Source organism: Pseudomonas sp. AC239, from assembly GCF_979258545.1.
In genome coordinates this window covers 5,573,433-5,591,547 of sequence record NZ_OZ409864.1, presented here as the reverse complement: position 1 = coordinate 5,591,547, position 18,115 = coordinate 5,573,433, and the positions used below count along the sequence as shown (strand labels likewise).

General features: G+C 61.4%; 16 protein-coding genes. 8 read left to right on the top strand and 8 right to left on the bottom strand.

Annotation, left to right across the window (positions count from 1 at the left end):
• Positions 1-19: 19 nt before the first annotated feature.
• Together moaA and ACZ0AZ_RS25355 are read right to left on the bottom strand one after the other, a co-directional pair.
• Positions 20-1,018, bottom strand: coding sequence for a GTP 3',8-cyclase MoaA (gene moaA / locus ACZ0AZ_RS25360; RefSeq protein WP_463538405.1), 999 nt, complete (start codon positions 1,016-1,018; stop codon positions 20-22).
• Between the two features lie 119 nt (positions 1,019-1,137).
• On the bottom strand, positions 1,138-1,989 hold the full coding sequence (locus tag ACZ0AZ_RS25355; RefSeq protein ID WP_463538404.1) for a CAP domain-containing protein: 852 nt from the start codon (positions 1,987-1,989) through the stop codon (positions 1,138-1,140).
• A gap of 198 nt (positions 1,990-2,187) precedes the next feature.
• On the opposite strand from ACZ0AZ_RS25355, the gene ACZ0AZ_RS25350 reads away from it, so the two are divergent.
• On the top strand, positions 2,188-2,808 hold the full coding sequence (locus tag ACZ0AZ_RS25350; RefSeq protein ID WP_129999525.1) for a cell wall hydrolase: 621 nt from the start codon (positions 2,188-2,190) through the stop codon (positions 2,806-2,808).
• On the opposite strand, the gene ACZ0AZ_RS25345 is transcribed toward ACZ0AZ_RS25350, so the two are convergent.
• Complete coding sequence (locus ACZ0AZ_RS25345) at positions 2,805-3,518, bottom strand: murein L,D-transpeptidase catalytic domain family protein (protein ID WP_039763264.1); 714 nt, start codon at positions 3,516-3,518, stop codon at positions 2,805-2,807. The two genes, ACZ0AZ_RS25350 and ACZ0AZ_RS25345, sit on opposite strands and share 4 nt — an antisense overlap.
• A gap of 152 nt (positions 3,519-3,670) precedes the next feature.
• Between ACZ0AZ_RS25345 and ACZ0AZ_RS25340 the strand changes: the two genes are divergently transcribed.
• Positions 3,671-5,287, top strand: coding sequence for a L,D-transpeptidase family protein (locus ACZ0AZ_RS25340; protein ID WP_039763263.1), 1,617 nt, complete (start codon positions 3,671-3,673; stop codon positions 5,285-5,287).
• A gap of 678 nt (positions 5,288-5,965) precedes the next feature.
• Here the strand turns inward: ACZ0AZ_RS25340 and ACZ0AZ_RS25335 are convergent.
• From ACZ0AZ_RS25335 to ACZ0AZ_RS25325, 3 genes are all read right to left on the bottom strand, one after another.
• Positions 5,966-6,448: an REP-associated tyrosine transposase gene (locus ACZ0AZ_RS25335; RefSeq protein WP_039763262.1), complete on the bottom strand. Its 483-nt coding sequence runs from the start codon at positions 6,446-6,448 to the stop codon at positions 5,966-5,968.
• A 959-nt stretch (positions 6,449-7,407) separates the two neighbouring features.
• On the bottom strand, positions 7,408-8,025 hold the full coding sequence (locus ACZ0AZ_RS25330) for a DNA-3-methyladenine glycosylase family protein (protein WP_463538403.1): 618 nt from the start codon (positions 8,023-8,025) through the stop codon (positions 7,408-7,410).
• Between the two features lie 58 nt (positions 8,026-8,083).
• Positions 8,084-9,166, bottom strand: a complete 1,083-nt coding sequence (locus ACZ0AZ_RS25325; RefSeq protein ID WP_463538402.1) for a bifunctional transcriptional activator/DNA repair enzyme AdaA — start codon at positions 9,164-9,166, stop codon at positions 8,084-8,086.
• A gap of 109 nt (positions 9,167-9,275) precedes the next feature.
• On the opposite strand from ACZ0AZ_RS25325, the gene ACZ0AZ_RS25320 reads away from it, so the two are divergent.
• Complete coding sequence (locus ACZ0AZ_RS25320) at positions 9,276-9,707, top strand: VOC family protein (protein WP_039763259.1); 432 nt, start codon at positions 9,276-9,278, stop codon at positions 9,705-9,707.
• Here ACZ0AZ_RS25320 and ACZ0AZ_RS25315 read toward each other — a convergent pair.
• Positions 9,689-10,807, bottom strand: a complete 1,119-nt coding sequence (locus ACZ0AZ_RS25315) for a carboxylate-amine ligase (RefSeq protein ID WP_463538401.1) — start codon at positions 10,805-10,807, stop codon at positions 9,689-9,691. The genes ACZ0AZ_RS25320 and ACZ0AZ_RS25315 overlap by 19 nt on opposite strands.
• Positions 10,808-10,967: 160 nt before the next feature.
• Between ACZ0AZ_RS25315 and ACZ0AZ_RS25310 the strand changes: the two genes are divergently transcribed.
• From ACZ0AZ_RS25310 to ACZ0AZ_RS25290, 5 genes are all read left to right on the top strand, one after another.
• On the top strand, positions 10,968-11,243 hold the full coding sequence (locus ACZ0AZ_RS25310; RefSeq protein WP_039763258.1) for a hypothetical protein: 276 nt from the start codon (positions 10,968-10,970) through the stop codon (positions 11,241-11,243).
• Positions 11,244-11,292: 49 nt separating this feature from the next.
• Positions 11,293-12,930, top strand: a complete 1,638-nt coding sequence (mqo, locus tag ACZ0AZ_RS25305; protein WP_463538813.1) for a malate dehydrogenase (quinone) — start codon at positions 11,293-11,295, stop codon at positions 12,928-12,930.
• Positions 12,931-13,114: 184 nt separating this feature from the next.
• Positions 13,115-13,720, top strand: coding sequence for a biliverdin-producing heme oxygenase (locus ACZ0AZ_RS25300; RefSeq protein WP_463570625.1), 606 nt, complete (start codon positions 13,115-13,117; stop codon positions 13,718-13,720).
• Positions 13,717-15,954 carry an ATP-binding protein gene (locus ACZ0AZ_RS25295; protein ID WP_463538400.1) on the top strand — a complete coding sequence of 746 codons (2,238 nt, stop codon included), beginning with the start codon at positions 13,717-13,719 and terminating at the stop codon, positions 15,952-15,954. Before ACZ0AZ_RS25300 ends, ACZ0AZ_RS25295 begins: the two co-directional genes overlap by 4 nt.
• A 563-nt stretch (positions 15,955-16,517) precedes the next feature.
• Positions 16,518-17,105: a LysE family translocator gene (locus tag ACZ0AZ_RS25290; RefSeq protein WP_130000059.1), complete on the top strand. Its 588-nt coding sequence runs from the start codon at positions 16,518-16,520 to the stop codon at positions 17,103-17,105.
• 52 nt (positions 17,106-17,157) lie between these two features.
• Here ACZ0AZ_RS25290 and ACZ0AZ_RS25285 read toward each other — a convergent pair whose 3' ends face one another.
• Positions 17,158-17,991 carry an AraC family transcriptional regulator gene (locus ACZ0AZ_RS25285; RefSeq protein ID WP_463538399.1) on the bottom strand — a complete coding sequence of 278 codons (834 nt, stop codon included), beginning with the start codon at positions 17,989-17,991 and terminating at the stop codon, positions 17,158-17,160.
• Positions 17,992-18,115 lie beyond the last annotated feature (124 nt).

Sequence of the window (18,115 nt, the reverse complement as noted above, 5' to 3'; positions counted from 1 at the left end):
GTCCGCGTCTGGGGGCTGGTCAGCCGCCGGTCATGTTCATGAAACGCACCACTTGCACGTCGTCGTTGACTTCGAAGTTGTGTCGATACGGTTTGAGTTTCATCGCCTCGATGATCGCGTTCTCCAGACGTTCCGGGTGGCCCGGATGGGCGCGTAACACGGCTTTGAGATCCATCGAGTGCTCGTTGCCCAGACACAGCAGCAGGCGACCTTCGACGGTCAGGCGCACGCGATTGCAGGTGCCGCAGAAGTTGTGGCTGTGCGGCGAAATGAAGCCCAGGCGAACGTTCGGTGCTTCGGCCACGCGCCAGTAGCGCGACGGCCCTTGCGTCGATTCGGTCGAGTCGATCAGGGTAAAACGTTCGGCGATGCGCTCGCGTACTTGCGCGCTGGAGTAGAAGGACTCGGCGCGGCTGTGTTCAGCAATCGCGCCCAGCGGCATCTCTTCGATGAAGGAAATATCCAGATCACGCTCGATGGCGAAACTGACCAGATCGTTGATCTCGTGGTCGTTGCGCCCTTGCATCACCACGCAATTGAGTTTGGTGCGGGTGAACCCGGCGGCGCGAGCGGCATCGATGCCCTCGATGACCTGCGCCAGATCGCCGGTGCGGGTCAGCTCTTTGAAGCGCTGCGGATCGAGGCTGTCGAGGCTGATGTTGAGGCGCTTGACCCCGGCGTCGAACAGCGGCTTGGCCAGCCGGCCCAATTGCGAGCCGTTGGTGGTCAGGCACAGTTCGCGCAGGCCGGGCAGGGCGGCTATCTGCTCGCAGAGTTGCACGACACCGGGGCGGATCAGCGGCTCGCCACCCGTGAGGCGGATCTTGCGCGTGCCGAGGGCGACGAAGCTTTGCGCCACTTGGAACAGCTCTTCGAGGGTAAGGATCTGCTGGCGCGGCAGGAACTGCATGTCCTCGGCCATGCAATACACGCAGCGGAAATCGCAGCGGTCGGTAACCGACAGGCGCAGATAATCCACGCGGCGGTTGTGACCATCGATCAATTCACGCTGTGTCATGGGCTCGCCTCGTGGATGTGGAACGCCGTCAGCGGGCGCAGATCGCGCAGGGTAGGCTGCGCTCGCCATGCCGTCCAATCACTCTGGCTGACCGAGTGATTGACGGCGTCGATGATGCCTTACGGTGCGCCAAACATTGCCGTCCAGTAAATACCGGCGTTGCTTTTCGGATCGGTCGCATAGGCGGCGCCCAGTTCCTGGTATTGCGGGTTCATCAGATTGGCGCAATGCCCGGGGCTGGCGAGCCAGCCGTCAACGACCTTGCCGACGGTGTCTTGCCCGGCAGCGATGTTTTCACCGACCAGCTGCCCGCTGTAGCCGGACAGCTCGGCACGGTCGCCGGGCGTGCGGCCATCGCGGTCCTTGTGGTCGAGATAATTGTTGTTGGCCATGTCGCGGCTGTGATCCAGAGCGACAGTGCCCAGCGTGGCGTTCCACGCCAGCGGGGCTGCCGCCGCGAAGGACTGGCCGCCGCACTGACGGGCCTGACTGCGGGCGGTATTGAGTTGCGCCAGCAGCTTTTGCCCTTCGCTTTGCGCATCGCCGAGTTTCGCCGTCAGCAACGGCCGCGCGAGGACGATGCGCCAGTCGCGGTCAACGCGGTTGACGCCGATATCGACAAACTGCGGGTCGAGCACCACCTGACAGAAGCTTTCCTGAATCGCCTTCATTGCTGACGCCGCATCGCGCGGGCCGTTGAGGGTAATCGCCTGCACGTTGACCATCGGGTAGTGGGCGCTGGTCATGGCCTGCTGCAGATCGACCGCGCCGCTGGCAGGCAGTCGCAGCCGTGGATCGGCCGACAGCGGTGGCAACTCGTTCGACGCCTGTGTGCCGCAACGCTGCGGCTGGCTGCGATAGCTGTTGATCGACTCGATCAATTGCAGTTCATCGCCGGCCAGCGCCGAGGTGGCGAACACCACACCCAGCGACAATGCGGCACAACGCAAAACGGACGGCATGAAGCGCATGGAAATCTCCCTTGAGCTGAATGCGCCCATGATGCGCGAAAGGCGTGCGATGAGTGAATGCCTTTTTCTTTTCAGCGGATTTTTTTCACTGCTGGTACGCCCGCGCATTTGCTCGCTACACTCTGCGAAGACCCCGCAAACCGGGCGTCTCCCCGACGTAACACTCTGCCCTTCGCGGGCACTGACGGAAGAACCGACATGGGATCGAAAGGCTTGGCGGGCGGTTTGTTGTGTATCGTTTTGACCGGCGCGGCATGGGCCGGCGCGCAGGCTCCGATCGAGGCCAAAGCTGAACAGAAAGCCGAGGTACTCGAGGAGAAAGCGGCGGATAAAGTCAGCGCTGCGCCGGCGCCGAAATCCGAAGCCATCACTCCCACCGAAGCGCAAGCGGTGGACCCGGCAGGCGCCGCGCCGCTGGACGATCCGCTGACCTGTCTGGCGCGCAGTATCTATTGGGAAGCCAAGGGCAAGGACACCCCGGAAATGGAAGCCGTCGCCAGCGTGGTGATGAATCGCCTCGGCCACGATGGCTTTCCCGACACGGTGTGTGCGGTGGTCAAGCAAGGCTCGGAAACCGGCAACTGCCAGTTTTCCTGGTGGTGCGACGGCAAGCCCGATCAGGTCAAGGAGGATGCCGAATACGCGCTGGCCAAGGAAATCGCTGGCAAGGCGTTGAACCGTCAACTCAAGGATCGCACGCGCGGCGCCCTGTATTTTCACGATCGCGGCGTGCACCCGAGCTGGGCCAAGGCCTATCGCAACACCGCGCAGACCGGCAGGTTCCTGTTCTACAAACCCGCCGGCGGCGATGCGCGTTAACTGGCGTGGGTGTTGAGAATGCTCGCCACCTGCTGCGGCTGGCAGTTCAGGTACGGTGACTTTTGCAGCCAGCGCTGATCCGGGTACCAGGAAAACATGAACTGGCCGTTCTTCAGGCGATCGATCACCTGTTTGGCAATCTGCGGCCGCACGGCGGGGCAACCCTGACTGCGGCCGATACGGCCCTGACGCTTGCTCCACAGCGGGTTCACGTAACTGGCGGCATGAATCACGATCGCGCGATCACGGGCCAGATCATTGAAACCCGGTTCCAGACCGTCCATGCGCAGCGAATAGCCGTGAGTACCTTCGTAGCTTTCCTGAGTGCGGAACAGGCCGAGACTTGACTGATAACTGCCTTCGCGATTGGAAAACTGCGTGGCGAAATTCTCACCGGAGTTGGAGCCGTGGGCGACCAGATCGCGCAGCACCAGCTTCTTTTTATTCAGGTCGAAAATCCACAGGCGGCGCTCGGTGGACGGTTGCGAATAATCGATGATCGCCAGATGCCGCGAGGGTTTCGCGCCGTTGTTGACCGCGCATTGCATGGCGTTCAATGCACCTTTGAGCGCCTGGGGATTGAGTTCCGGCGCTGCGTGGGCGAGGCTGTTGTAGAGAACCGGCGATGGCTTGCCGGCGGCAAATACTGGACTGGTCACGGCGACAAGGGTCGCGGTGCTCAACAGAAGTCGGCGCAAAAACGTCAACATTTTATAAAGTGTCCTCAACTTGCTACATAAACGGCACTTTGGCTCCTGACTCCCAGTCAATACCCGCAGGCTCGCGGTTCGAGCCTGACTGTTCAGCGCACCTGATGTAAGGTTGGCCGTCATCTGGACGGCCATGGATTGGAGTAAAGCAGTTGTTCAAAAAGTACGCATGCTACTTGAGCATTTGTTTGCTCGCTGCGCCGTTTGTCGCTTGCGCCGATGAGCCGCTGCCCCCGCTCGAAACCCTGCCGACACCGGCGACGCAATTGCCGGTGGAACCGCGCAGCCCGTTGCAAGCGGTGTTGATCAGTCTCGCGCAGTCGTGCCCAGCGATTGCCGCGCGCCTCAACGCCCCGGCCTTGAGCCAATTGCAGGCGTTCTATGAACAGCAGGACTGGATGCCGGTATGGGCAGGGGAGCCGGCACGCTTGCCGGCGTTGCGTGCGCAATTGCAGCTGTTGGCCGACGATGGCCTGAATCCCAATCGCTACGCCGTCGCAACAACGCCGCCGCAGGATGGTGAGCTGTGCGCCGACATCGACATCAGCCGCAACTATCTGCAGGCCTTGCAGGATCTGCATTACGGTCGTCTGTTGCAATCGCATTTCGAACCGCTGTGGCATGTCGACGGTCCGCAGACCGACCGTCAGGCGCAATTGCTCAGCATTGCCGTGCCGGGCATGAACGACATTCCTGCGGCGTTCGATCTGGCGCGTCCGCATCTGCCGCAGTATCAAAGTCTGCGCCAGCTGTATGCCGCGCAACGCTTGCAAGCCTTGCCGCAATGGCAGCCGGTGGGCAGTGGCCCGTTGCTGCGTCCGGCGATGGAAGACCCGCGCGTGCCGGAACTGGCCCGACGACTCTACAACGAAGGCTACCTGGCACACGCGCTGGTGCCGCCGGAAAATGCCTACGATGGCGTGTTGGTGGAGGCAGTGAAGCATTTTCAGGCCACTCATTCGTTACAGGCTGACGGTGTGGTCGGGCCGGGCACCATTGCCGAATTGAACATCAGCCCGCTGACCCGCCGCGATCAGTTGCGCGTCAATCTCGAACGTTTCCGCTGGATGGCCCAGGACATGGAGCCCAGCGGGCTGGTGGTGAATGTCGCGGCCGCTGAGCTGACGCTGTATCAGGGCGGTCAACCGGTGTGGCAGACCCGCACCCAGGTCGGCCGCGCCGAGCGCCAGACCCCACTGCTCAAATCCCGCGTCACCCGCCTGACACTGAACCCGACCTGGACCGTGCCGCCGACCATCTGGAAAGAAGACAAGCTGCCGGAAATCCGCAAGGACCAGACCTTCCTCAGCCGCCAGAACCTGCAAGTGCTCGACGCCAACGGCCAGCCTCTGGCGGCCGCAGACATCGACTGGGACAACCCGGGCAATATCCTCTTGCGCCAGGACGCCGGTCCACGCAATCCGCTGGGGCAGATGGTCATTCGATTCCCCAACCCGTTCTCGGTGTACCTGCACGACACGCCGAGCAAAGCGCTGTTCGACAAGGGGCCGCGAGCGTTCAGCTCCGGTTGCGTGCGCGTCGAGCATCCGCTGCAACTGCGCGACCTGCTGCTGTCCCCCGCGGAAAAGACCCGCACCGATACGTTGCTGGCAAGCGGTACGACTCATGAATTTCGCTTGTCGGCGCCGGTGCCGATCCTGATGACCTACTGGACGGCGCAAGTCGACAGCACCGGCCATGTACGCTACGCGCCAGACATCTACAGTCGCGACAGCGCATTGCTGGTGGGGCTGGACCGGGCGCATTGACGTTGTATGGAGCGATACATCAGCAATGATGTTGCCCGACCTGACGCCTTCGCGAGCAAGCCCGCTCCCACAGGGGGATTGATGGTGTTGGAAGATTTTGCGTCTGCCGCCAGTTGAATGTGGGAGTGGGCTTGCTCACGAAGGCGGCGGTACGGTCAGCAGTGATGCTGCCTGACCTGACGCTTTCGCGAGCAAGCCCGCTCCCACAGGGGGATTGATGGTGTTGGAAGATTTTGCGCCTGTCGCCAGTTGAATGTGGGAGTGGGCTTGCTCACTAAGGCGGCGGTACGGTCAGCAGTGATGCTGCCTGACCTGACGCTTTCGCGAGCAAGCCCGCTCCCACAGGGGGATTGATGGTGTTGGAAGATTTTGCGTCTGCCGCCAGTTGAATGTGGGAGTGGGCTTGCTCACGAAGGCGGCGGTACGGACAGCAGCGATGCTGCCTGACCTGACGCTTTCGCGAGCAAGCCCGCTCCCACAGGGGGATTGATGGTGTTGGAAGATTTTGCGTCTGCCGCCAGTTGAATGTGGGAGTGGGCTTGCTCACGAAGGCGGCGGTACGGACAGCAGCGATGCTGCCTGACCTGACACTTTCGCGAGCAAGCCCGCTCCCACAGGGGATTGATGGTGTGGGAAGATTTTGCGTCTGGCGCCAGTTGAATGTGGGAGTGGGCTTGCTCACGAAGGCGGCGGTAGGGTTCGGCTGACCCAAATTGCATCCCAGAGTGAGTAATCATCAAGCTTTTGCACCAGACCCGCGCGTAGCGGGTTGGCCACTACATATCTGGCCATTTGCACCAGACTCTCTTCTTGCCGTAGCGCACGATCATGAAAACCCTGTTGCCACAGGCTACCTGTTCGACCGCTCGCCACATTGATGGCTCTGGTGCTCAGGGACTTCGTCTGGCACATCAGTTGTCCCAGTGCTCCATTTTGCAACTGGACCAACCAGTGGAAATGATCCGGCATGACCACCCAGGCCAACGTATCGGCCAAACCTTCTGTTTGCGCTCGCTGGAACTGGTTAGCTACTAATCTGCCGAGATCGTGATTCTTGAAAACCGGCTCGCGATGCAAGGTGTTGGCCGTGAGCAGGTAAATGCGGTTCTGTTCGCAAAAGCGGCCGATTCTGAGACGGTGAGACGAATATCGTTCGGGCATTCCTTTGCCTTGTTCATGATTGATTGGAGTGAAAGGCTAGCCGAGCTGGAAGAGCCGGATGTGATGATTGTTGGCAGGATGTGTCTGCGTATCAGACTCCTGCTGAGGGGATTAAGCAGCGATGTTGTCTGACCCGACGCTTTCGCGAGCAAGCCCGCTCCCACAGGGGATTGATGGTGTTGGAAGATTTTGCGCCTGTCGCCAATTGAATGTGGGAGTGGGCTTGCTCACGAAGGCGGCGGTACGGTCAGCAGTGATGCTGCCTGACCTGACGCTTTCGCGAGCAAGCCCGCTCCCACAGGGGGATTGATGGTGTTGGAAGATTTTGCGCCTGTCGCCAGTTGAATGTGGGAGTGGGCTTGCTCACGAAGGCGGCGGTACGGTCAGCAGTGATGCTGCCTGACCTGACGCTTTCGCGAGCAAGCCCGCTCCCACAGGGGATTGATGGTGTTGGAAGATTTTGCGCCTGTCGCCAATTGAATGTGGGAGTGGGCTTGCTCACGAAGGCGGCGGTACGGTCAGCAGTGATGTTGCCTGACCTGACGCTTTCGCGAGCAAGCCCGCTCCCACAGGGGATTGATGGTGTTGGAAGATTTTGCGCCTGTCGCCAATTGAATGTGGGAGTGGGCTTGCTCACGAAGGCGGCGGTACGGTCAGCAGTGATGCTGCCTGACCTGACGCTTTCGCGAGCAAGCCCGCTCCCACAGGGGGATTGATGGTGTTGGAAGATTTTGCGTCTGCCGCCAGTTGAATGTGGGAGTGGGCTTGCTCACGAAGGCGGCGGCACGGTCAGCAATGATGTTGCCCGACCTGACGCTTTCGCGAGCAAGCCCGCTCCCACAGGGGGATTGATGGTGTTGGACGATTTTGCGCCTGTGCCAGTTGAATGTAGGAGTGGGCTTGCTCACGAATAGGGCAGCAAATTCAGTGCAGATGGTTGAGTTGACGCCGTTTGATGCCTAGCCCCTGCCCACCCGCCACAAATACCACGCCGCCACCGTGCGATACGGGCTCCAGGCTCGGCCGATCTCTATCATCTGTTTTCGTGTCGGCTGGATTTCCAGGCCTTTCAAACGTCGATAACCCTCGCGCACGCCAAAGTCATCGGCGGGGAGGATGTCCATGCGTTCGAGGCTGTAGATCAGCAGCATTTCCACTGTCCAGCGACCGACGCCGCGCAGACTGGTGAGGCGTTCGATCAGCGTTTCATCGTCCATCGCCCGCGCAGTCGGGTAATCCGGCACCACGCCATCCAGCGTCGCCTGGGCAATCCCCTGAATCGTGGCGATCTTGCTCGCTGAAAACCCGCAAGCACGCAGGCGCTCGACATCAGCAGCCAAAATCTGCTCCGGACGCGGAAACGTCTGCCCGGGAAACAAACCCACCAAACGCCCGAGAATCGCATCGCCAGCCTTGGCGTGCAGTTGCTGATAGGCAATCGCGCGGACCAGCGACTCATAGGGATCGCGCGCCGGATGTGGCTGATGCAGACACGGGCCAACCGCGCGGATATGGCGTTGCCAGTCAGCGTCTGTAGCGGCCAGAAAAGCGCTGGCCACGTCATACCCGTCAGCCATGCTGCCGTGAACCGGTCGTACTCATCCAGATCCCTTTTTGCCTGATGGATTGCATGCTTCAAAAAGCCAATTGTTGAGTCATTTGCAGTGCGGCGTTCTCCAGCCTGAGCAGAAACGCCTTGCGCGGTTGTCCGCCCCCATAGCCGGTCAGCGAGCCGTCCGCGCCAATCACCCGGTGGCACGGCACCACGATCGAAAGACGATTGTGCCCATTGGCCAGGCCCACTGCACGGCTGGCGCCGGGTTTGCCCAGCCCGGCGGCGATAGCGCCGTACGTGCTGGTGTGGCCATAGGGGATTTGCAGCAGCGCCGCCCAGACCTCGCGGGCGAACGCGCTGCCGGGCAGATGCAGTGCCACGCTGAATTGTGTGAGTTTGCCGGCGAAGTAATCCGCCAGCTCCACTTCGATCTGCTGCAAATGCGCGTTGTGCCCCGGCGCGACGGCGTAGCCATAACGGTTCTGCAGGGCTTCGACCTCGCGGGTCAGCGCCGGGCGATCGAGAAACTCCAGCAGCACCAGTCCGCGACGTTCGGCCATGGCGATCATCGGCCCCAGCGGCGTGGTCAGGCGGGTAAACAGCAACGGCTCACTGTTGGCGGCGCGGCCAGGGGTGATGTGGAAAGATTTCTGAAACGCGTCGCGAAAACCGCTCAGCGATTCATAGCCGGAATCGAACGCGGCGTGATCGATCGACGTGCCTTGCCTGATTCCGCCCAAGGCCATGCCGAGGCGACGGGTGCGCAGCCAGGCGTGGAAGGTCATGCCGAAATGCTGTTTGAACCAGCGCCGCAGCTTCAGCGGTTCGATGCCTTCAGCAAGCAATTGCGCATCGCTCCAGCGCCGTTCCGGATCGGCGTCCACTACGTTGAGCAGGCGCTGCACCCAATCCGGGGCGATGGCGGCCGCGTCCAGCGGTTTGCAGCGCAGGCAGGCGCGATAACCGGCGCACAGGCATTCGTCGGCGTGGGCGAAGAATTCGACGTTTTCCGGTTTCGGCTTGCGCGCCGTGCAACTGGGGCGGCAAAAGATCCCGGTGGTTTTAACGGCCGTGAAGAACACGCCTTCATAGGCAGTGTCGCGCTCGAGCATGGCGCGAACCATTTCGGCGTGGGGCGGCAGGACAGCGGCTGGTATGTTCATGGGCTGAGAGTAAATCCGCTTTGTCGATGGCTCCACCGAAAAATCGACAGTGAATTTTTTCGCTTGTGCCGCACAATGAGCGGATCGCCGCTTTCAAGGAAGCCAGCCCGTGCATCCGTTTTCCATTCAGCACATCGACCATATCGTCCTGCGCGTTGCTGACCTTCAACGCAGCATCGATTTCTACGGCAAAGTGTTCGGCGCCGAAGTCGTCAGGCACAACCAGCCGTTAGGGCTGGTGCATTTGCGGGCCGGCACGTCGATGATCGATCTGGTCGACCTGGCGGGCGAGCTCGGGCGCAAGGGCGGCGGCGCAGCGCAGACGCACAAGCGCAACGTCGATCACTTCTGCCTGCGCATCGAGCCGTTCGACGAAGCCGCGCTCAGCGCTCATCTGCAATCATTCGGGCTGACCGTGGAAAAAGCCGCCAGACGTTTCGGCGCCGAGGGCTACGGCCTGTCGTTGTACTGTTTCGACCCGGACGGCAATCAGGTCGAACTCAAGGGCGCGTCCGAGATTGCTCAGCCAGACGTTTCCTGAAGCAACAGTTCGCTCACTTGCGCCAGCGCCGAGCGGTTGTTTTGCGGTTGTTCAGATGCTTGCTCGAACAGCGCCAGTTGCCGATCGGCGCTGGTGCCGCTGGCGATGATCGCGCGAGCCTGATCGAACAACTGCGCCGCGCCCAAGGCCTGCGCAGTATCGGCAAAGCGCTGCTCGGCCAGCTCCAGCCACTGCGCGATCGAACAGTCGCCGTCGATGCCTTCGACCAGAAAGCGCGCATGAGTGCCCAAGCGTTTGGCCCGCCAACGATTTTCTTCCAGCATCGAACGCGCGGTCTGGTCGTACAGCAATCCGGGTCGCCGCTGCGCGCTGGCGTGGGCCACCAGTACACGGAAAAACGCTGCCAGGGTCAGCGCGTCGTCGACCCTGGGGCAAGCGTCTGTCATACGCAGTTCGAGCGTCGAAAAACGCGCCGCCGGACGCACGCCCCACCAGCACTCGGCGGGCTGCGTGATCGCACCGATGCGCGTGAGAAATGCCACGTGCTCATCGTAATGGCGCTGATCGGCAAACAGCGGCGGGATGCCCATGCGCGGCCACTCGTCACACGCCGTCTGCCGATAACTCATGAAACCACTGGCGACGCCATTCCAGAGGGGCGAAGAACAACTCAGTGCCAACAGCAGCGGCGTCCACGGCAGTACTTCATTCATCACCGCGATGCGGTCCAGCGGCTGCGCGACCTCGACGTGCACGTGCAGACCTGACAGTACGCTGCGCCGCGCGACATGACCGTAGCGTTCGAATAAGCCCTGGAAATGTTCTTCTTCGGTCGGCATCTGTTCTCGCCAGTCAGCCAGCGGATGGCTGCCGGCGCTGAGCACGCCCAGACCAAACGGCGCAAGCGCTGCGCGCAAGGCCTGACGGCTGCCACGCAAGAAATCGCCGGCATGCTCAAAGTCGCTGAACACCGGCGAAGCCACCTCTATCTGCCCCTGAAACATCTCCGTGGCAAACCACGCGCCCAGCGCCGCACGACATGCCTCGATGGCCGGCTGCGAAGGGCTGCCGACCATGCGCAGGGTCTGCAGGTCGGTCAGGAAAAATTCTTCTTCGATGCCAAATCGCGGGCTGGTCATGGCGCTGCTCGAGCGACTGTTTCTCATGGGAACCGCGCGCGGCAGCGGTGGTTCACGCCAGGCGACCAGCGCCGCGAAATGCACCGTTGGTCTTTTCCATTGCACTTGGAAGGCCCGTGGTTTTCAAAAAAGGTCCTACCAATGTGCTCTGGAGGCAGACATGAACAACCCGTCCAGCAACGACAAAGCGCTCAACGAAACCCTCAATCCCAACGACGACGGCTTCGTCATCGGCACCGCCGGGCGCGATGAAGACCCGAACGCCACCACCGACTGGGATGTGAGCCGCGACAACGAAGATGTCATGACACCTGACGATACTCGCGGTCTGCCGGGTTATCCCGGTGCCGAAGAAAACAACCCATCGAAACCCGTTCCCGACAGCAGCGTGCCGGCCAATGGTGATCCGTCCGTGCAGAACGACAGCGCCGACTAAACTCGCACTAGCGCCGACAGAGCCGAAGGAGGCCTTTATGAACCATCCGATGCGCAAATGCGCACTGGTCGCCTTGACCCTCTCGGTCGGCATTGGCCAGGCGTACGCCGAACAAACCAAACGGGTCGACGTGATGCTGGTCGGCGGCGGCATCATGAGCTCGACGCTGGCGGTCTGGCTCAGTGAACTGGAGCCGGGCTGGTCGATGGAAATGGTCGAGCGTCTGGACAAAGTCGCCGAGGAAAGCTCCAACGGCTGGAACAACGCCGGCACCGGCCACTCGGCGCTCGCCGAACTCAACTACACGCCGGAGAAGGACGGCAAGGTCGACATCACCAAGGCTGTCGAGATCAACGAGGCGTTCCAGATCACCCGCCAGTTCCTCGCCTGGCAGGTGAAAACCGGCGTGCTGAAGAATCCGCGTTCGTTTATCAACTCCACGCCGCACATGAGTTTCGTCTGGGGCGATGACAACATCCGTTTCCTCAAGAAACGCTACGAGGCGTTGCAGGCCAGCCCCTTGTTCCGGCCGATGCAGTATTCCGAAGACCCGGAGCAGATCAAGCAATGGGTGCCGTTGATGATGGAGGGGCGCGATCCGACGCAGAAGATCGCCGCCACCTGGACGCCGATCGGCACCGACGTCAATTTCGGCGAGATCACCCGGCAGTTCGTCAGCCATCTGCAAAGCCGCGACAACTTCAACCTCAAGCTGTCCACGGAAGTGCGCGACATCACGCGCAACGACGATGGCTCGTGGCACGTTGAGTACAAGAACCTCAAGGACGGCACCACGGCCGCCACCGACGCGAAATTCCTGTTTATCGGAGCGGGTGGGGCGGCGTTGCCGCTGCTGCAGAAGTCCGGGATCGAGGAAGCGAAAGACTACGCCGGGTTCCCGGTGGGTGGTTCGTTCCTGGTCACGGATAATCCCGAAGTCGCGCAACAGCACATGGCCAAGGCCTATGGGATCGCTTCGACCGGCGCGCCACCGATGTCGGTGCCGCACCTCGATACGCGGGTGCTCGATGGCAAACGGGTGATTCTGTTTGGGCCGTTCGCCACGTTCTCCACCAAGTTCTTGAAAGAGGGTTCGTATTTTGATCTGCCGGCCAGTACGACCCTGCACAATCTCTGGCCGATGGTTCGGGTCGGCGTGCGCGAGTTCGATCTGGTGCAATACCTCGCCGGCCAGTTGATGCAGTCCGATGACGACCGTTTCGAGGCGCTGCGCACCTACTTCCCCCATGCGAAGAAAGAGGAGTGGCGACTGTGGCAGGCCGGCCAGCGCGTGCAGATCATCAAGAAGGATGAACAGCAGGGCGGGGTGCTCAAGCTCGGTACCGAAGTGGTCGCTTCCAAGGACGGCAGCATTGCCGGGCTGCTCGGCGCGTCGCCGGGGGCCTCGACCGCCGCGCCGATCATGCTTGATCTGATGGGCAAGGTGTTCAAGGACAAACTGGCCTCGGCGCCGTGGCATGACAAGCTGCGCCAGATCGTGCCCAGTTATGGCACGCGCCTGAACGAGCACCCGGACAAGGTCATGGAGGAGTGGCGCTACACCAGCGAAGTGCTGCAACTTACGCCACCACCGGGCATCGATCAGGCCCCGGCGCAAAACCCGCCGGGCAATATCGACGCTGTGCAGCAGAAGAATCTGGATAGCGATCCCGATCTCAAGCCCTGAGATTGGCAGATGTGGCGCGGGTCGAACTTTTTTGATCCGGCGCCACTCTGAACGTGTCATAGGGTCGCGGTTCGGCAGAAATAATCGCCCTGGCAGGCAGAAACGCTGTCTGTCGTGATAAATTCCTCCCCACGTCGAGCCCACCCAGAATGGCCCCTGCCGGGTCCCACCAAGAGCGATCTACATGCAAGCAAAGGCCCGTGAGGTTTATGTGCCACCGGTGCTGCAGGATCTGCGGGCCGGCACAGCCGAACTGCACATCGCACTGGAAAAACGCCTTCCTTTTTTCTCCGATACCCTCGATACCCCCGCTTTCGAGCGCTTGATGCAGGCCTATTACGGTTTCTATCAACCGCTGGAACAGGCGTTGCTCGCCAGTGGTGCGGTCCCGGACGATTTCAACCTGACGCCGCGTCTGAAGGCTCAAACCCTGCGCGCCGACCTGCGCGCGCTGGGCGCAACCGCTGATGATTTGCTACTGTGTGAGGATCTGCCGGTTATCGACTCCAGCGCTGCCAGCCTTGGCGTTCTGTACGTGCTTGAAGGCGCGACTCTCGGCGGGCAGATCCTGCGACGGGAAATCGCCGCGCGGCTGAATCTGGACGCCGACAACGGCGCTGCGTTTCTCGATGTCTACGGCGCTGCTACGGGGCGGCGCTGGCGCGAGTTCATCGAATACCTGAGCAACCGGCCCATGGCGGCCAGCGAACGCGCGGCCGTGGTCAGCGCAGCACAAACCACATTCAGCTGTTTCGAGCAGTGGCTCGAGCGCCAGGAGGTACTGGCATGAACCCGCAAGACCAACAAGCCTTTGAAGAACTGCTGGCCAACTGTGCCGACGAGCCGATCCGCTTTCCCGGCGCGATCCAGCCCCATGGTTTGCTGCTGACCCTGACCGAGCCTGCGCTGCAGATCATTCAGGTCAGTGCCAACGTCGAAACTCTGCTGGCCCGTGCGCCCGAATCGCTGATCGGCCAGCCACTGCACAGCCTGATCGGCGCCGAGCACGCCGCGCAAGTGCTCGAAGCCCTGCAGCAGACGACATTCTCCGAAGCGGCGCCACTGCGTTTCGAGCTCAACGGCACCGCGTTCGAAGGGTTGCTGCATCGCCATCAGGGCGTGCTGATTCTTGAGCTTGAGATCCACGTACAGAATTTCCAGCCGCGCAACGTCGCCGGGGTCAAGACTCATCTGGGCCGCATGCTCCAGCGCCTGCAGGCGGCAACCACGCTGCAGGCCCTGTACGACATCAGCGTCAAGGAAATCCAGGCGATGACCGGTTACGACCGGGTGCTGATCTATCGCTTCGAGGAGGAGGGCCACGGTCAGGTCATCGCTGAAGCCTCCGATCCGTCGATGGAAGTGTTCAATGGCCTGTTCTTCCCGGCCTCGGACATTCCCGAGCAGGCGCGCGAGCTGTATCGCACCAATTGGCTGCGGATCATCCCCAACGCCGATTATCAGCCGGTGCCACTGGTGCCGAAGTTGCGCCCGGACACGCAGACACCGCTGGACCTGAGTTTCGCCACGTTGCGCAGCGTCTCGCCGATTCACTGCCAGTACATGAAAAACATGGGCGTGCTGTCGTCGATGAGCATTTCCCTGCTCAAGGGCGACAAGCTCTGGGGCCTGATCAGCTGCGGCAACCGTCAACCGCTGCACGTGCCGCATGAATTGCGCATGGCCTGCCAGACCATCGGCCAAGTCCTCTCGTTGCAGATCAGTGCGATGGAAACCCTTGAACTGACCCGTCAGCGTGAAGAGAAGGTCGAGGCGCTGGCGCGGCTCAATCAGGCGATGGTCGATTCGCCGCAGAACGTGTTCGACGGCCTCGCCCAGCAGCCGGCGACGTTGATGGCGTTGGTCAATGCCGGTGGCATCGCAATCATCGAAGACAAGCAATTGCACCGTTACGGCAACTGCCCTGAGCCGGAAGAAATTCGCGCGCTGCACAAATGGCTGCAGGCGCGCGGCGAGCCGGTGTTTGCCAGCCATCATCTGTCCAGCGTTTATCCGCCGGCGGCGCAGTATCAGGCGGTGGCCAGCGGTGTGCTCGCCTTGAGCCTGCCCAAACCGGTGGACAACGGCGTGCTGTGGTTCCGCCCGGAAGTGAAGGAAAACATCAACTGGAGCGGTGACCCGCGCAAACCACTGGACTTGGAAAACTCCGACGCCGGCCTGCGCCTGCGGCCGCGTACCTCGTTCGAGATCTGGAAAGTCGAGATGGCCGGGATCTCCACCAAATGGAGCCACGGCGATCTGTTCGCCGCCAACGATCTGCGCCGTTCGGCACTGGAATATGATCTGGCCCGCCAGGTCCGTCGCGAGCAAGAGGCCGTGCGAGCGCGGGATGAACTGGTGGCGGTGGTTTCCCACGATCTGCGTAACCCGATGACGGTGATTTCGATGCTCTGCGGCATGATGCAGAAAGCCTTCAGCTCGGAGGGGGCGCACACTTCGCGGCGCATCTCTACGGCGATCGACACCATGCAGCAGGCCACGGCGCGGATGAATACGCTGCTGGAGGACCTGCTCGATACTTCGAAAATCGACGCCGGGCGCTATTCCATCACACCGCAACCGCTGGACGTCGGGCTGATCTTCGAAGAGGCGCAGTCGCTGCTGTCGCCGCTGGCCCATGACAAGGACATCAGCATTTCCTTCCAGGCCGATCCTGATTTGCGCATCCATGCCGACCCCGAGCGGCTGTTTCAGGTGCTGTCGAACCTGGTCGGCAACGCCATCAAGTTCACCCCACGCATGGGCACCGTCGGCGTACACGCCAAATCGGTGGGCGATGAGATTGTCTTCATCGTGCGCGACAGCGGCGAAGGCATTCCCAAAGAGCACTTGCCGCATGTGTTTGATCGTTACTGGACGGTCAAAGAAGGCAACCCGACCGGCACGGGCCTGGGTTTGTACATCACCCAAGGCATCGTCGAAGCCCATGGCGGCCAGATCGTCGCCGAGAGCGAGCCGGGGCAGGGCAGCGAATTCCGCTTCACCGTACCGCGCCTGGCCTGAATGCCCCTGTAGGAGCGGGCTTGCTCGCGAAGGCGTCATCCCAGCCAACATAGGGTTGATTGACACACCGCTTTCGCGAGCAAGCTCGCTCCCACAGGTTTTGCGGTAGGCCCGAGATTGCATTTCACACACAACCCGGTGGGAGCGGGCTTGCTCGCGAAGGCGTCATCCCAGCCAACATAGGGTTGATTGACACACCGCTTTCGCGAGCAAGCTCGCTCCCACAGGTTTTGCGGTAGGCCCGAGATTGCATTTCACACACAACCCGGTGGGAGGGGGCTTGCTCGCGAAGGCGTCAGCCCAGCCAACATAGGGTTGATTGACACACCGCTTTCGCGAGCAAGCTCGCTCCCACAGGTTTTGCGGTAGGCCCGAGATTGCATTTCACACACAACCCGGTGGGAGCGGGCTTGCTCGCGAAGGCGTCAGCCCAGCCAACATTGGGTTGATTGACACACCGCTTTCGCCAGAGGATTCGCATCCTCAGGGGCATTTTCTTCAATACCGCACCCCCGGCGCTCGCTACCGTAGCCACCTCGTTCCTCATTCGAAGCAGGTGTGCAATGAGTCTGATTCTTTCCATGGCGGCATTTGCCCTGGCCGCTTCCATCACCCCCGGGCCGGTCAATATTGTCGCCTTGAGTTCCGGCGCGCAGTACGGGTTCCGCGCCAGCCAGCGGCATGTCGCCGGGGCGACGTTGGGGTTTGTGCTGTTGCTGGTGCTGATGGGCCTGGGCCTGCATGAGGTGCTGCAACTGTGGCCGTTCATGACGCGGGTGGTGCAATGGGCCGGGGTGGCGTTTCTGTTGTTCATGGCCTGGAAACTGGCCAGCGATGACGGCCAATTGAACACCCGCGAGTCCGGCCGCGCACCGTCGATGCTCTATGGCGCGGTGATGCAATGGCTCAACCCCAAGGCCTGGCTGGCGTGCGTGGCCGGCATGGGCGCGTTTGTCGCTGATGGCGAGGCACGGTTGGTCTGGCAGTTTGCGGCGGTGTATCTGGTGATCTGCTATCTGTCGGTGGGCTGCTGGGCGTATGCCGGGACGTTTTTGCGCGGCTATCTGAGCAACGCGGCGGGGATGCGCTGGTTCAACCGGGTGATGGCGTTGTTGCTGGCGGTAAGTGCGCTTTATCTCCTGATCACCTGATTTTCTGTAGGCGCTGACGAGTGCAGGGGTTTGCATGTACGGCAGATAAAACTCAGCCGCGATACTGCCCCGGCGTCGCCGCCAGATGCTGTTTGAACGCCCGCTGGAAATGCGCCTGGTCGGCGAATCCAGCCTCTAGCGCCACATCGGCAATCAACCGCCCGCTGCGCAAGCGCTCGCGGGCGAACTGGATGCGCTGGTTGACCACAAAGGCATGGGGCGTCATTCCGTAACGCTGCTTGAACGCTCGAATCAGGTACGACGGCGACAGCTGCGCCGCTGCGCAAATCGCCTCGAGGCTGAGCACTTCGGTGCAATGTTCCCGGATGAAATCAGCGGCACGTTCCAGCTTGAAGTTAGGCTCACGTATCGGCTGATCAGCTGGATTCAGACGCAGCTGCAAATCACTGAAAAACTCCACAGCCGCGCTCTGTTTCGCCAACGCCTCCAACTGATCGTCAACCAACACTTCATATAACCCCATCAACTTGCCGAACAACTCGGCATCGGCCAGATGCGTGTCGGAAAAACGCCGAAACTCCAGCTCAGCGGCAAACCCCAACTCATGCTGCAAATCGGTCAGCCACGGCGTTTCGACATACAACATCACATATGACCACGGCTGATCATCGATCGGATTGCACGCGTGCACATCGCCGGGATTCATCAGCACCACGGTGCCGGCCGCCACCTCGTACTGCGCCTGTTCATGCACATAAGTACTGTGCCCGGCGGTAATCGCGCCGATGGAAAAGTGCGCATGGGAATGCCGCGCATAACAAACCTCACGCCCATCCGCGATGGCCCGCGCTTCGATGAAGGGCAGGGCGTCGTCGCGCCAGAAGCGCGGGGCTTTCTCGGGGTTTTTCGCAGCGGCGTGTTTCATCGTGATCGTCCCGGCAGGTCAGCGTCTGAGTGTATTAGCTCTGGCCGGCGAATGCCTGTTGCAGCGCGGCGACATCAAGCTTTTTCATCTGAAACATGGCCTGCATTGCAGCCCCGACTGTTAT

Coding starts and splice junctions, on each gene's coding strand:
- moaA (WP_463538405.1), bottom strand. CDS start 1,018: ATGACACAGCGTGAATTGATCGATGGTCACAACCGCCGCGTGGATTAT.
- ACZ0AZ_RS25355 (WP_463538404.1), bottom strand. CDS start 1,989: ATGCGCTTCATGCCGTCCGTTTTGCGTTGTGCCGCATTGTCGCTGGGT.
- ACZ0AZ_RS25350 (WP_129999525.1), top strand. CDS start 2,188: ATGGGATCGAAAGGCTTGGCGGGCGGTTTGTTGTGTATCGTTTTGACC.
- ACZ0AZ_RS25345 (WP_039763264.1), bottom strand. CDS start 3,518: ATGTTGACGTTTTTGCGCCGACTTCTGTTGAGCACCGCGACCCTTGTC.
- ACZ0AZ_RS25335 (WP_039763262.1), bottom strand. CDS start 6,448: ATGCCCGAACGATATTCGTCTCACCGTCTCAGAATCGGCCGCTTTTGC.
- ACZ0AZ_RS25330 (WP_463538403.1), bottom strand. CDS start 8,025: ATGGCTGACGGGTATGACGTGGCCAGCGCTTTTCTGGCCGCTACAGAC.
- ACZ0AZ_RS25325 (WP_463538402.1), bottom strand. CDS start 9,166: ATGAACATACCAGCCGCTGTCCTGCCGCCCCACGCCGAAATGGTTCGC.
- ACZ0AZ_RS25315 (WP_463538401.1), bottom strand. CDS start 10,807: ATGACCAGCCCGCGATTTGGCATCGAAGAAGAATTTTTCCTGACCGAC.
- ACZ0AZ_RS25310 (WP_039763258.1), top strand. CDS start 10,968: ATGAACAACCCGTCCAGCAACGACAAAGCGCTCAACGAAACCCTCAAT.
- mqo (WP_463538813.1), top strand. CDS start 11,293: ATGCGCAAATGCGCACTGGTCGCCTTGACCCTCTCGGTCGGCATTGGC.
- ACZ0AZ_RS25300 (WP_463570625.1), top strand. CDS start 13,115: ATGCAAGCAAAGGCCCGTGAGGTTTATGTGCCACCGGTGCTGCAGGAT.
- ACZ0AZ_RS25295 (WP_463538400.1), top strand. CDS start 13,717: ATGAACCCGCAAGACCAACAAGCCTTTGAAGAACTGCTGGCCAACTGT.
- ACZ0AZ_RS25290 (WP_130000059.1), top strand. CDS start 16,518: ATGAGTCTGATTCTTTCCATGGCGGCATTTGCCCTGGCCGCTTCCATC.
- ACZ0AZ_RS25285 (WP_463538399.1), bottom strand. CDS start 17,991: ATGAAACACGCCGCTGCGAAAAACCCCGAGAAAGCCCCGCGCTTCTGG.